Below are 12,669 nucleotides of genomic sequence, written 5' to 3'. Positions count from 1 at the left end.
TTGTGCACTTTCAAGCACCCGCGCCGGCTCTGCGCGCTGGTGATCGCAAGCGCTGGTCCAGGGGAAGCAAGGGGAGGGCAGAAGGCGGCCCCTGTCTTCAGGACAGGGGCCGCAGCGGTCAAGCTGCCATGCGCCCGAATCGGCCAGCGTTGAAGTCGGCAATGGCCTCGCGGATCTCGGCCTCGCTGTTCATCACGAACGGGCCGTGGCCCACCACGGGCTCCTCGATGGGCTCGCCCTCGAGCCACAGCACGGTGGCGTCGTTGTTGGCCTCCAGGCGCACCATGTCAGCCTCGCGATCGAAGTGCACCAGCTGGCCTTCGCGAACAACCTCGTCGTCGTTGACCAGCACCGTGCCATGCAGCACGACCAGGGCCAGCGTATGTCCAGGCTTGGCGCACAGTTCGGTGCTGCTGCCGGCTTTCAGGCGCAGGTCCCAGACATTGATGGGCGTGAAGGTGCGCGCCGGCCCCTGGCTGTTGCCAAAGGCTCCGGCAATCACCCGCACCCGGCCTGAGCCGCCTGGCAGTTCCACGGACGGGATCTGTCCATCCACCAGGGTCTGGTAGCCAGGCGCAACCGACTTGTCCCTGGCGGGCAGGTTCACCCACAGCTGCACCATCTCCAGCCGCCCGCCGCGTTCGGTGAACGCATGGGAATGGAATTCCTCATGCAGGATGCCCGCGCCAGCCGTCATCCACTGCACGTCGCCAGGGCCGATCAGCCCGCCAGCACCGGTCGAGTCCCGGTGCTCGACTTCGCCCTCATAGACGATGGTCACGGTCTCGAAGCCGCGGTGCGGATGCACGCCCACGCCGCGAGGCTGGGCAGCCGGCTCGAAGCTGGCGGGGCCTGCGTGGTCCAGCAGCAGAAAGGGGCTCAGAGCCGCACCATGGTTGCCATAGCTGAACAGCGAGCGCACGGGAAAGCCGTCGCCCACCCAATGGGCACGGGGAGCGCTGTAGACGCCGAGCATCTTCTTGAGCATTTGCTTCTCCTTGGGAATCGTGGCTGCCGCAGCGTTAGCGCCAGCCATTTTTTGCACATGGGAGAATCTTAGGATTTGAACGATGAATGCGGTAGATAGCAAAATTTGCCTTCATCGTCCTGAATAAAGAACAATGACCATGCTGCGTGTGCTGGCCGAAAGGGCGCAGTGCCTGGTTGCCAGCCCCGCGTTGCTGCAGGCGAATGAGGCAGGGCCTGGCCTGCGGCGCATAATCTGCGCGCGCCGCCAGCCTGCGCAGGCGCAGCTTCCCGATCCCGCTTCAGTGAACTCTCCCGTCTTTGCCTCCCTCATCCCCGTCATTCTTTGCATTGGCGCAGGCTTTCTCGCCGCCCGCCTGGGCTGGGTGCGGGCCGCCGCCATCAAGGATTTGTCCAACCTCGTTTTCCTGGTGCTCACGCCGGCGCTGCTGTTCCGCACCATGGGCGCGGTGCGCATGCAGGAGCTGGACTTTCAGCCCGTGGCGCTGTATTTCCTGGCGACTGCACTGATCTTCGGGGTGTCCATGGTCCTGGGCGGTTTTTCCACGCGTTCGGCCGCGCGGGGGCTGGCCAATATGTTCAGCAACACCGTCATGATCGGCGTGCCGCTGGTGGGGCTGGTCTACGGGGAGGGCGGTCTGGTGACGCTGTTCACCCTCGTTTCGCTGCACGCGCTGATTCTGCTCACGGCGGCCACCATCGTGTTCGAGCTGGCCGAGGCCCGCGAGCACCAGCGGTCGGGCCAGAGCGCGCCGCGCCCCATGTGGCGCACGGTGCTGCAGGCCGTGCGCAACGGCATCGTCCATCCTGTGCCGCTGCCCATACTCGCCGGCCTGCTGTTCGCACAGACCGGGCTGGCTCTTCCTGGGGTGGTGGATCGCTCCCTGCAGGTCTTGGGCCAGGCACTGGGACCCATGGCGCTGCTGCTGGTGGGGGTGACCCTGGCCTATACCAAGGTGGGCCAGAACCTGCGCGAGGCCGTGGGCATCGCGCTGGTCAAGAACCTGGTGCATCCGCTGCTGCTGCTTGCGCTGGCCTGGACCTTCGGCCTGGGCAGCCTGCCGGTGGCCGTGATGTTCACGGCGGCGGCACTGCCCGTGGGGGCCAACGTGTTCCTGTTCACACAGCGCTATGGCGTGATGCAGGAGGAGGTGTCCGCCAGCATTGCGGTATCCACGGCGCTGGCCCTGCTTACCGTGCCGCTGATGCTGTGGCTGGCCCAGCGTTTGCTGGGCTGACGGCTTTCAGCAGGAGCAGCGCCAGCAATCCAGGGGATCAGGGCGCCAGGCGCTGGCGCAGCCAGGTTCCAGCTTCCAGCTGGTAGCAAAGGCGGTCGTGCAGCCGGCTCTTGCGGCCTTGCCAGAATTCCCAGCGTTCGGGCACCAGCCTGAATCCACCCCAGTGCGGAGGGCGCGGCGGGTTCAGCAGGAATTGCGCGCCGTACTTGGCCGCATTGGCCACCAGGACGCTGCGGCCGCTGATGACCTGGCTTTGCGGACTGGCCCAGGCACCGATGCGCGAGTCCAGCGGGCGGCTGTTGAAGTAGGCGTCGCTCTCGGCATCGCTGACCTTTTCCACGCGGCCCTCGATGCGCACCACGCGCTCAAGCTCCACCCAGTGGAACTGCAGCGCTGCAAACGGATTGCCCGCCAGTTGCTGGCCCTTGCGGCTGTCGTAGTTGGTGTACCAGACCAGGCCGCGCTCGTCATAGCCCTTGATGAGCACGATGCGCGTGCTGGGCCGCAGGTCGCCGCCCACGGTGGCCAGCGTCATGGCATTGGGCTCGGGCACCTGGGCGCTCAGGGCTTCCTGCAGCCATTGGTCAAACTGCTGCAGCGGATCGGCCAGGGAGGCCGATTCGCTCAGTTCCGCGCGCTCGTAGCTTTTGCGCAGATCGGCGATCGAGGTGGAAATGCTGCTCATGGCCTGCATTGTGCCTGCGCCCAGCCTCTCATTTGCTGCGCTAGAGTTGCGCATGCTCACAGACTTCAAAGGCCGCCCCTGCGTGCTCATCCTTGCTTCGGGTCGTGGCGAGCGTTTCCGTGCCTCGGGCGGCACCATGCACAAGCTGTCCGCACCGCTGGGCGGCAGCACGGTGCTCGATCACACGCTGGCCGCCGTGCGCGCCAGCGGTCTGCCCTGGCACCTGGAGGATGCAGGCCACCCGGGCATGGGTGACTCGCTGGCCGCCGCCGTGCGCGCCACGGCAGATGCGCCAGGCTGGCTGGTCTTGCCAGCCGACCTGCCGCTGGTGAGCCCGCAGACGCTGCTGAAAGTGGCCGATGCGCTGCGCAGCGGAGCGCAGGCGGCGCAGCCCATCCATGCAGGCCAATGGGGGCATCCCGTGGGTTTTGGGGCGGCCTGCGGCGAGGCCCTCATGGCGTTGAGTGGCGAGAAGGGCGGTGCGCCTGTGCTGAAGGCGCTGCGCCAGGCCGGAGATGTGGTCCAGGTGGAGGTGGACGATGCCGGCGTGCTCACCGACATCGACACCCTGGACGATCTGGCGCGTGCAGAGTTGGTGCTGCAGGCGCGCCTGAAGTTGATCTGAGCCCTGCCCAATCAACCGCGCGTGATCACCGCACAGGCCAGGCGCGCGCCCGAATTGCCGGTGGGTTGCGTGGTGTAGTCGTCCGGGTCCTTGTGCACGATCAGGCCACGACCCACCACGCTGTTGGGGCCCTGGTCCAATGCCAGGCCGCGCGACACGAAGTCGATGCTTGCCATGCCTTGCGCATCGGATCGCAGGCTGGGCAGGTCGCCCGTGTGATGGGTCGACGAATCGAAGCGGCCATGGGCCTGGCCGGTCGGGTTGAAGTGGCCGCCCGCGCTCAGGCCGTCAGGGCTGGAGCAATCGCCTTTTTCATGGACGTGAAAGCCGTGCTCGCTATTCGGCGCCAGCCCCTGCACCGAGCCTTGCACGCGCACGCTGCCATCGGCCTGTGCCGTGAACTGCAGGCTGCCGCTGACCTTGCTGCCTTGCGTGGGCTGCAGCTGGGCCATGGCTACATTGCGGGAGGAGGGCGCTGTCGTTACGGCTGCCGGGGTCGATGCGGAGGCTGCGGCAGGAGGCTTGGGCTGGCTGCCACAGGCGCCCAGGGCCAGCACCATGCCGGCAGCCATCAACAGCTTCACGGCGGTGGACGGGGTGGAGGGCTGCGAAGTGGCGGCGTGGCTGGATTGGGAAGCGTTCAAAGGCATGGCAGCAATCTCCTGGTTGGAATGGGAACTGGAAAAGTCACGGGGGCGCACGGCGCGCAGCCGCCATCATGCAGCGTGCGATACGGCGGCCATGTCGGAGAGCACAGCGTTCTGCAGCCGTGCGCGGCGATGGCGTCAAACGGGGCCTTGCCGCGCGCCTGCGTCGGGCTGGCCCGCGTAGCTGAGCAGGCGCTGGAGCGCGCGGTCACGGATGCCCAGGCGCTTGAGCTCATCGAAGGTTGCGCGAGCATAGTCATGCGTGCTGCCGTAGATGCCCTTGGCCTCGCTGAAAATGCGGCGATAGTCCTCGGGCGCCAGCTCGCCCGTGTGATTGGGGCTTTGCCGGGACAGCGTGAACGCCAGCGCCTGCACCGTGCCCTGGCCGGTGCGGCAGGGCAGCCAGCGGGGGTCATAGACGGCATTGGCCATCTCGCGCTGCCACAGCTTTTTCATGACGTCGTGGCCGTGGTGCCGGGGAATGCGGAACACCATGCCCTGGCAGCTGCCACCGGACAGCATGCCAAAGACCAGACCAGGGTTCTGGGGGGTGCCTCGGTTGATGGTGCTCCACATCTTCAGCGCCCGGTGCCAGCCAAAGACACGCGCCGTGCGGCGTTCGCAGAAATCGAAATCCGGCCGCCAGATCAGCGAGCCGTAGCCAAAGATCCAGAGGTCATCGCTCCCACCCCATCGGTGCAGCGCCTCGTCCAGCATGGGCTGTGACTCTCGGCGGGCGAATGAAAATTCTGGCAGGGCGGACATGGGCGCGACAGCATGAAAGAACAATGACGTTTTAACGCCTGGACGCCCAAACGGTGCACAAGCGCGTGCTTTGCCCTTGCAGGGCTGGTCTTCTGTCTCCGCCGCACCACAGTTTTTGCCAGCCGTCAGCGCGGGGTTTGGGCGTGGCACGGGGCCCTCGACGGTGGCCCTCTACAATCCACCGGTTTTTCGCAGTCTTTCTGGTTTTCATCCAACAGCTCATTCACGGAGAGTGCTTCATGTCCTTCAGTCATTCCGACGACGACAGCCAACAACGTTTTGCCCTGGGTTTCCTGTTCGCGCTGATTGCGCTCGTCGTCTCCACGGTCGTCGGCGTCGTCGTCTACCAGCGCGGCATTGCGCATGGCCCGGCGAAGACAGCAGGCGGCGCTACCCCTGTGGCAGCAATGGTGCCCGTGGTCTTGGAGGAAGATGTGGCCCGCGTCGTTGTCGAAAACGGCGTGGTCAAGTTCTACTTCGCATCGGCCAAGGCCGAGCTGGCCGTGGGCGCCAATGAAGCGCTGGCCGACGTGGTCGCCGGTGTGAAGGGCGGCAAGCGCGCCGTGATCTCGGGCTACCACGACGCCACGGGCAGCGCAGAACTCAACGCCGAACTGGCCAAGAAGCGCGCCCTGGCAGTCCAGGCCGCCCTGTCCGCGCTGGGCGTGGCTGAGGAAAAGGTCGAACTCAAGAAGCCCGAGCAGCTGCAGGCTGACGGCAGCAACGCCGAAGCCCGCCGCGTGGAAGTGATCCTGGTGGACTGAGCCTCAGTCTTGCCGCTGTAAACGGCCAAAAAGAAAAGGCCCGGAGCGTCAATCGCTCCGGGCCTTTTGTTTTGATGGCTGCGTGGATCAGGAATTGCGCAGCGGGTCGAACTTCGCGTCGCCGTCAGGCTGGGTCCCGGCATGGGCTCGCGAATTCTCTTGTATGAGTTCGATCTTGTAGCCGTCCGGATCCGTCACAAAGGCAATCACCGTGGTGCCGCCCTTGACGGGGCCTGCCTCGCGCGTCACGTTGCCGCCGGACGCCTTGATCTTCTCGCAGGCGGCATACGCGTCCGGCACGCCAATGGCGATGTGACCGTAGGCCGAGCCCATGTCATAGGACTCGGTGCCCCAGTTGTAGGTCAGCTCGATCTCGGCCTGGGCCGGGTTGCCGCCCTCGAAGCCCAGGAAGGCCAGGGAGTATTTGTACTCCGGGTTCTCGGAGGTCCGCAGCAGCTGCATGCCAAGAACCTGCGTATAGAAATCGATGGAGCGCTGGAAGTTGCCAACGCGCAGCATGGTGTGGAGGATTCGCATCCCTCGATTGTGCCGGGATTCCGCCATCTCTTCAGCTGCCCGCCAAGCGCCGCAGTGATCCCATCGCGCACAGGTCTGGCGCCTTCCCGCAGATCGGGCACTTCGGGTTCCGACGGCATCTGGCCCGAATCCATTCAACCATTGATTCAACTGTCTGTTGAATTCTAGGAGTGGATCCTAGGACTGATGCCCGATTTTTAGCCATTAAATCTTGCAAATCAGACAAATCTTAGATTTTTGGATTGAAAAATCAGACAAATCCAATTAAATCCTAGTAGCCGGCTGCCTAGAATAGGAATGTTCTTCGTGCGAATTATCTAAATTTTTTGAGTCATGAAAAATTTCGTCTTGCGGATATTAATTGCCGATGACCATCCGGCAGTTCTGGCAGGCATAGAAAGTGTTTTGGAGGACAAGCATGAAATAGAGATTGTGGGTCGAGCAAAAAACTCCACGGAAATCATAAGCTTTCTGAAGAAAAACGAATGTGATGTGCTGGTGACTGATTACTCCATGCCCGGTGGAGCCTACGGTGATGGTCTGGTGATGCTGAATGTCATTCGTAAAAGATTTCCAAGTGTCAAGATCGTCATGCTCACAATGATAGAGAATATTGGAATCATCAAATCTCTTACCAACCAAGGAATCTACAGAATTGTCCATAAAACGGATTCTTTGGGAAGTCTGCTGCCCGCCATCTACGCTGCATACACGGATGGTCAATTCATATCTCCCAGTGCAAGCAAGCTGCTGGGAGGAGAATGGCTGGGCGCGGTGCGTACATCGATAGAGCTCTCAAAACGGGAAGAAGAGGTTCTGCTTCTTTTCATCTCTGGCATGACGGTGTCCGAGATAGCAAAAAAACTCTATCGCAGTATCAAGACGGTCAGCACGCACAAGGTGGCTGTCATGAACAAGCTGGGTATACGCAAGGACATTGATCTCATTCGCTATGGAATTGAGATGGGCTGGATTGACGTAAGAAAATAGGTGCAGAAATGCATCGTCATTGCCGCAGACGATCCGACCGAGTTCCATGCCATCCGCAGCTTTCTTGCAAAGATTCCATTTATTACATGAGGAGATTCACAGCCTGATTAACGGTTGTGTCTTGATGCGCAGATGGAAATATACAAAAAAGAGGCTGGAGAAAAGGAAGAGCTCCATCTTCTATCCAAATATAACAAGACACTGCTTTTTGGTGGTGGCCTGGTTTTCTCTCTTCTTGTCATTGCTGTGGCAATGCTTGCGACCCTGTTTGAGTTCAACGACTTCATAGAAGAAAGAAAAGCGGTATTTCAGAGCAAGAGAACCAGAGTGCTGGTGGAGGTGGAAACAAAGCAAGTCATCATGATGCGTGGGATAATTGCATCAGAGTTGCTTTGGGGGCAGCCGCATATATCTCATTCTGGTGTCTTTGGCGGGGCAGATGCTGTAATAGCAGGTGTAAGCCCTGTGGTATTGCTTGAGGACAAGATTGACAAGAATGTACACAAGCCTTACAGAGATATTTTGGTAGAGCTGGCATATTTGGCCAACTCCAGCTTTCTTCAAAATGGGAGAGCAATATCTGCCTATGTCTTCAGTCCGGACAAATCGTTCATAGGCGTCCTTGTTCCACAGAAATTAAACGAGCATGAGCGAGAAAACATGCTCTTGAAACTCAGGGACCAGATTTCGACCTTGCCTGAAGACAGCCGTCCCACCATTGCGTCGGCCAAGCTGCGCCATCCCATATGGTTGCCTCCCGGTAAAAGCATTCTGACTGGGGAGATGTCATTTCAGATTGTTGTCTCGGCTTTCCACGAAGGCAAGCCATTTCTCACGGTAGTGAGTGACATGCCTACTCAATATATTGAGAGCCTGATGCAACAGGGCGAAGACAAGCACTCTTTTTTTATTATTGATTCGCAAGGAAACATTGCGCTGGGTGGAGAAAAAACCGGCGATGCAATAGGTGATTTTCTTGATATAGAAGCGTCGAAGCTCAGCGGCGGTCTGATGAGTCGATATATTCTTGGAAAGTATGGCGCCGTCTATAGGAATGGATGCTTTTATTATTATTCGAGGATATCGAATACAAACATGGTATTTCTCCAGGTTTTCTCCTGGAGAGATGCCGTTTTTTTGAATGGGAAGTCTCTTGTATATTTGCTGCTTTCATTGATATTCATCATTCTTATATGGTGTTTTTTGATATATTTCTATGGCAGGGTATTTATTCCGGTATATGGAAAGGCCAAGGATGTATTCGACTCGGAGCATCTGAGTCGAACCATCATTGCCATGGCTCCTTATGGACTTGGTCTTCTTGACTTCAAGGAAAAGAAGATGCTGCTGGAAAACAGCATGATGTACAAGTACAAAGAAAGCCTGGTGTTGGATGATGAGTCCACTGGTGAGCGGTTGATTGAATATTTTCTCAGATTCTACGGTGAGAAATATCTGGATGGAAAAAAGCCTGAATATTCTCCGGTGGTCAGCGAAATCGTGGTCTCTTACAATGGAACAATTGCAGAGCTTTCAGTGATCATGGTGAAGGCCAGATATCAGGGGCGGCGTGTCCTGCTGTGTGGATTTGCCGATATCACGGCGCACAAGCAAGTGCAAAGAAATCTGGAAGATGCCAGAAAGGCGGCAGAAGAAGCAAACCAGGAGAAATCTTCTTTTCTAGCCGCCATGAGCCACGAGATACGTACGCCACTGAATGCAATATTGGGCAATCTGGAAATACTGGGAAGAAGCTCCATGTCAGAAGAGCAGCAAACCAGGCTCGCCACCATATCATCTTCATCCCATTCTCTTTTGACCCTGCTGAATGATGTCCTCGACTTCTCGAAGATCGAGTCTGGTCAGATGAGTGTGGAATTGACCAGCTTTGATCTCAAGTCCGTGATCCGGCAAGTGGCCGCCATTTACAAACCGCTGGCTGCTGAGTCGGGAATAGAATTTTCCTTGATTCTTGATGACTCGCTGAAGGATGGATATATAGGGGATGGCGAGAGAATAAAACAAATCCTGAACAATCTTCTCAGTAATTCCTTGAAATTCACCAAGGCAGGCAAGATTGACGTGTTTGCATCAGACAGGGCAGGTGAGCTGAAGATCAAAGTGTCGGATACCGGGATAGGCATTCACCCTTCACAGCACGCTTTCATCTTTGACGCATTCAAGCAGGCCGGCTCGGATATAGCAGCGGAATTTGGTGGTACGGGGCTGGGCCTGACGCTGTGTCAGCGTATGGCGCATCTCATGGGCGGGGAAATCCGGTTCTTCAGCGTGCCAGGAAAGGGCAGCATATTTGAATTGACCGTGCCTGCATACCACGCCCGGCCTGTTCCTGCTTCGGTGGGGCAGGACGATGACGATGCCATGCTTGCAGACGATGAAAGCGCGGGTGGTTGCGCGAGGGTTCTCATAGTCGATGATCACCCGGTCAACAGACTGCTGCTTCTGGATCAGCTGAAAATCCTCGGCTTCGAGGCAGAATCTGCAGAAGGCGGGGAATCCGCATTGCGAATGATGTCGCAGAATATCTATGACCTGGTTCTTACGGACCTGCAAATGCCTGGCATGAGCGGTTATGTACTTGCTCAGCGCATCAGGCAGAATTATCCGGGAATTCCTGTGGGAGCAATAACGGCACATGCAGGCAAGCAGGAAAAATTCAAATGTGCAAAATTTGGCATCGCAGATATTCTTGTCAAGCCGGCCTCCTTGAAAAACATCAAGGAATTCATTGGGAAAAATATAGGAAAGTCCGGCAAGGGTGCCGTTGAAGCTGCGGAAGTTCAGGGCAGCAGATTGCCTTATCGTGATGTATTGATTTCAGCAACCGAAAGCTCATTGGCTGCGTTGAGAAAGCATTTGCTGCAAGGTGATCTGATGGCTGTGCACCGTGAAATTCATGCCATGAAAGGGTCATTTGCGGTGGCTGGGCTGAAGGATAGAGTGGAAGATATGGACCGATTGTCATCACTTGTCAATATGCGGCACTTCCGTGCAGTGGATGATGCCCTGGCTGGCCTGCTGGAGAACCTGAGAGATATCTGATGAGCCGTAGTGCAATGATGCTGCACTGAACGATTGTGTTTATTCCGTTGATGGTGCCAAATCATGTTTTCCAATACGAATCATAGAAAAGATTTGAATATATCCGTACTGCTGGCCGATGATCATCCTGGAATCATCTCAGGCATCCGGCATGAGCTGTCTTCCGAGCTGGAAATCCTGTTGAAAGCCAGTGTTTCAAATTCAACCGATCTGGTAAAAAAATTGGATGAGGGTGGCTTTGACGTGCTTGTGTCGGATTACTCCATGCCTACAGGTCAATACGGAGATGGCTTGAATCTGTTTGGCTACATATCCAGAAGATTTCCGAACCTGGGTTTGGTGGTTCTGACCATGCTGGACAATTCGGCCATTCTCCAGGCGCTGGGCAAGGTATCGAACATCAGCATCGTTAGCAAGGCGGACCCGGTGCTGCATCTGGTTCCAGCCATTCATGCCGCCTATACAGGAGGGACATACTTCTCTCCCGCCATTTCCGAGCGACTGGAAAAAATGAATGCGGGTGTCATGGGCGGCGAAGGAAAATCACCGGGGGTGCTCAGTCCCAAGGAATCGGAGGTGGTAAGGCTTTATGCGGCCGGTTTGCGTATCGACGAGATCGCGGCCAAGCTGAACAGAAGCAAGAAAACCATCAGTACCCAGAAAGTCAAGGCCATGCACAAGCTTGGAATTGAACGGGACATTGATCTGATGAAGTATGCCCTTGAGTGCGGATGGGTGACCTCATCGAGATCTCAATGACGGCCGGTTTTTTATCTGTCGTTCGAGATCCGGATTTCTTCCAGGAGCTGGTCAAGCTGCGATGCCAGCGCCAGAAGCGAATGCGCATGGTGCATCAGTCCATCATGGTTGATGCCGTTTTCCAGCCCGGCGCAGCGTATTGAAAGCTCAGTCAGGTCAAAGAATCGCAGTGAACCGGAAAGATTGTGCAGCTCTCTTTGCACATCCTTGCGATTCTTGCTGGATTTGATGATCGCCAGCGACGAGCGTGCAGACTCCAGAAAGGCCGTTCTGATGGGGGCCGGGATCTGTTGAAAATGGGCGACGTCATCGGTTGAAGAAATGCGGCCGCTGTTGGCAGGCCGGGGCTGAACGGCCAGTTGCAGTGCATCAAAGAGGCCCTGCAGCGAACGCCAGGAGACTTCGATGATGCGGGCGTTGATCACCTTGGGTTGCAGGGGGTGATCAGCCTCGCATTCGATGATGCTTGCAGCTCCTGCCACCAGGCGGTTTTCATCCTTGGGATTCCAGGACGTTTTCGGTCCGCAAAGCACAACAACCTGGAACTTCTGGAGGCGATCCTGGCGAATGGCCGTGGGATGGTGGCAGGCCGTGGTCGCCAGGCCCCAACTTTTGAGGTGCGGGAGCAGATGGGCGTGCAGTTCATCGGATGACGAGATGAACAAAACCTGCTCGCCTGAAAATGACAAAGCGGAGGAGGGGGGCTCTTCTGTGGCGGTTATCGATTCGGCGGCAGTCGAGATCTTTTCAGAACGGTATGGTGTGGGTGCACTGTCCAAGGTGGATGTCTGTTTTTTCATGGGTGACCGAGTATCTGGAGCCGGCATCTGCAGTCAGTCACTCGCTGGAGGCTTCAGATCCGGCTGGAAGATTGGACCACGGCATCCATCCATGGTGCATGTTTAAGGACATGTCCATAGAGCATCCTTGTTTCACCTGCGTGGCGTCTGGCCTTGGAAGCCCAAGCCCGGGCATTCAGGTGTGGCAGCAAGTGCCGCCAGAATGAAAAAAGCCTGCAGAGAACTGCAGGCTGTTTTCATGGAGGCGTTTATCCAGGCTTCAGATGGCGAACTGGGCGCGATCCTTGTCCTTGATCCAGGCGGGGGGCTTGCCACGGCCGGTCCAGGTGTCACCGGTTTCGGGATTGCGGAACTTGGGGGCCACGGTAGAGGGGGCGCGGCGTGCCGTGAAGATGTCGTCGGCAGTCAGGCCGTAATCCTGAACCAGGCCGCGAATCTTGGCGATCACATCACTGACTTCTTGTTTGCGTGCTGCCTGGATCTGGGCCTCGAGTGCCTCGCGCTGTGCCAGAAGTTCTTTGTATGTGGTGTTCACGGTAGTTTGCCTTTCATGGATTGAAGCGCAAATATTAACGGTTTTTTAAGAACAAGTTTGCATGCTTTCGATCATTTTCTCCTATGACTGCCATTGGCTGTCCTGACCGTGTTCAAAATGATCGGTCCACGCCAGGTAAAGGCCATGTAAAGAGCCGGCAGTTATGGGGCGCTGTATGTTCCGGAGCCCTTCAAAATCCTGTATGCGCTCGCTTTCAGGTTTGAAGCGCCGTAGTTCACAGAGGTGAGTGATCGGCTGCGAAGGAGTTTGGCTT

13 protein-coding genes are annotated in these 12,669 nt (G+C 57.6%); 6 read left to right on the top strand and 7 right to left on the bottom strand.

The genetic code is table 11. The features are described 5' to 3' along the window. Nucleotides 1-118: 118 nt before the first annotated feature. A complete protein-coding gene (locus DACI_RS19780; RefSeq protein WP_043782042.1) occupies nt 119-988 on the bottom strand; it encodes a pirin family protein in 870 nt (289 codons plus the stop codon). A 283-nt stretch (nt 989-1,271) separates the two neighbouring features. Here DACI_RS19780 and DACI_RS19775 point away from each other — a divergent pair, with 283 nt between their 5' ends. Then, nucleotides 1,272-2,225: an AEC family transporter gene (locus tag DACI_RS19775; RefSeq protein WP_043783543.1), complete on the top strand. Its 954-nt coding sequence runs from the start codon at nt 1,272-1,274 to the stop codon at nt 2,223-2,225. A gap of 37 nt (nt 2,226-2,262) precedes the next feature. Here DACI_RS19775 and pdxH read toward each other — a convergent pair whose 3' ends face one another. Next, nucleotides 2,263-2,910: a pyridoxamine 5'-phosphate oxidase gene (pdxH, locus tag DACI_RS19770; protein ID WP_012205769.1), complete on the bottom strand. Its 648-nt coding sequence runs from the start codon at nt 2,908-2,910 to the stop codon at nt 2,263-2,265. 52 nt (nt 2,911-2,962) lie between these two features. Between pdxH and DACI_RS19765 the strand changes: the two genes are divergently transcribed. Continuing rightward, nucleotides 2,963-3,535 carry a nucleotidyltransferase family protein gene (locus DACI_RS19765; protein ID WP_012205768.1) on the top strand — a complete coding sequence of 191 codons (573 nt, stop codon included), beginning with the start codon at nt 2,963-2,965 and terminating at the stop codon, nt 3,533-3,535. A gap of 11 nt (nt 3,536-3,546) precedes the next feature. Here the strand turns inward: DACI_RS19765 and DACI_RS19760 are convergent, their stop codons facing one another. Beyond that, entirely contained in the window at nt 3,547-4,185 is a 639-nt protein-coding gene (locus DACI_RS19760) for a superoxide dismutase family protein (protein ID WP_012205767.1), read from the bottom strand. A gap of 135 nt (nt 4,186-4,320) precedes the next feature. Further along, nucleotides 4,321-4,947, bottom strand: coding sequence for a gamma-glutamylcyclotransferase (locus tag DACI_RS19755; RefSeq protein ID WP_012205766.1), 627 nt, complete (start codon nt 4,945-4,947; stop codon nt 4,321-4,323). 239 nt (nt 4,948-5,186) lie between these two features. Between DACI_RS19755 and DACI_RS19750 the strand changes: the two genes are divergently transcribed. Further along, nucleotides 5,187-5,711 (top strand): OmpA family protein, encoded by a 525-nt coding sequence (locus tag DACI_RS19750; protein ID WP_012205765.1) that lies wholly within the window; start codon nt 5,187-5,189, stop codon nt 5,709-5,711. A gap of 87 nt (nt 5,712-5,798) precedes the next feature. Here DACI_RS19750 and gloA read toward each other — a convergent pair whose 3' ends face one another. After that, nucleotides 5,799-6,248, bottom strand: coding sequence for a lactoylglutathione lyase (gene gloA / locus DACI_RS19745; RefSeq protein WP_043782039.1), 450 nt, complete (start codon nt 6,246-6,248; stop codon nt 5,799-5,801). 333 nt (nt 6,249-6,581) lie between these two features. Here gloA and DACI_RS19740 point away from each other — a divergent pair, with 333 nt between their 5' ends. The 3 genes from DACI_RS19740 to DACI_RS19730 all read left to right on the top strand — a co-directional run bounded on the left by DACI_RS19740 (nt 6,582) and on the right by DACI_RS19730 (nt 11,060). Then, a complete protein-coding gene (locus tag DACI_RS19740) occupies nt 6,582-7,238 on the top strand; it encodes a response regulator transcription factor (protein WP_012205763.1) in 657 nt (218 codons plus the stop codon). Nucleotides 7,239-7,370: 132 nt separating this feature from the next. Continuing rightward, nucleotides 7,371-10,301, top strand: coding sequence for a sensor histidine kinase (locus DACI_RS19735; RefSeq protein ID WP_012205762.1), 2,931 nt, complete (start codon nt 7,371-7,373; stop codon nt 10,299-10,301). A gap of 63 nt (nt 10,302-10,364) precedes the next feature. Beyond that, the gene (locus DACI_RS19730) at nt 10,365-11,060 is read left to right on the top strand and encodes a response regulator (protein WP_012205761.1); all 696 of its coding nucleotides are present in this window, start codon (nt 10,365-10,367) and stop codon (nt 11,058-11,060) included. A gap of 11 nt (nt 11,061-11,071) precedes the next feature. Here DACI_RS19730 and DACI_RS19725 read toward each other — a convergent pair whose 3' ends face one another. Further along, a complete protein-coding gene (locus tag DACI_RS19725; protein ID WP_225970969.1) occupies nt 11,072-11,860 on the bottom strand; it encodes an Hpt domain-containing protein in 789 nt (262 codons plus the stop codon). A gap of 259 nt (nt 11,861-12,119) precedes the next feature. Next, entirely contained in the window at nt 12,120-12,395 is a 276-nt protein-coding gene (locus DACI_RS19720) for an H-NS histone family protein (RefSeq protein WP_012205759.1), read from the bottom strand. Between the last annotated feature and the right edge of the window lie 274 nt (nt 12,396-12,669).

Origin of the sequence: Delftia acidovorans SPH-1, assembly GCF_000018665.1 — a bacterium.
Classification (GTDB): domain Bacteria; phylum Pseudomonadota; class Gammaproteobacteria; order Burkholderiales; family Burkholderiaceae_C; genus Comamonas; species Comamonas acidovorans.
This window is presented reverse-complemented; position numbering and strand designations above follow the sequence as displayed.

Coding starts and splice junctions, on each gene's coding strand:
- DACI_RS19780 (WP_043782042.1), bottom strand. CDS start 988: ATGCTCAAGAAGATGCTCGGCGTCTACAGCGCTCCCCGTGCCCATTGG.
- pdxH (WP_012205769.1), bottom strand. CDS start 2,910: ATGAGCAGCATTTCCACCTCGATCGCCGATCTGCGCAAAAGCTACGAG.
- DACI_RS19765 (WP_012205768.1), top strand. CDS start 2,963: ATGCTCACAGACTTCAAAGGCCGCCCCTGCGTGCTCATCCTTGCTTCG.
- DACI_RS19760 (WP_012205767.1), bottom strand. CDS start 4,185: ATGCCTTTGAACGCTTCCCAATCCAGCCACGCCGCCACTTCGCAGCCC.
- DACI_RS19755 (WP_012205766.1), bottom strand. CDS start 4,947: ATGTCCGCCCTGCCAGAATTTTCATTCGCCCGCCGAGAGTCACAGCCC.
- DACI_RS19750 (WP_012205765.1), top strand. CDS start 5,187: ATGTCCTTCAGTCATTCCGACGACGACAGCCAACAACGTTTTGCCCTG.
- gloA (WP_043782039.1), bottom strand. CDS start 6,248: ATGCGAATCCTCCACACCATGCTGCGCGTTGGCAACTTCCAGCGCTCC.
- DACI_RS19740 (WP_012205763.1), top strand. CDS start 6,582: ATGAAAAATTTCGTCTTGCGGATATTAATTGCCGATGACCATCCGGCA.
- DACI_RS19735 (WP_012205762.1), top strand. CDS start 7,371: ATGGAAATATACAAAAAAGAGGCTGGAGAAAAGGAAGAGCTCCATCTT.
- DACI_RS19730 (WP_012205761.1), top strand. CDS start 10,365: ATGTTTTCCAATACGAATCATAGAAAAGATTTGAATATATCCGTACTG.
- DACI_RS19725 (WP_225970969.1), bottom strand. CDS start 11,860: ATGAAAAAACAGACATCCACCTTGGACAGTGCACCCACACCATACCGT.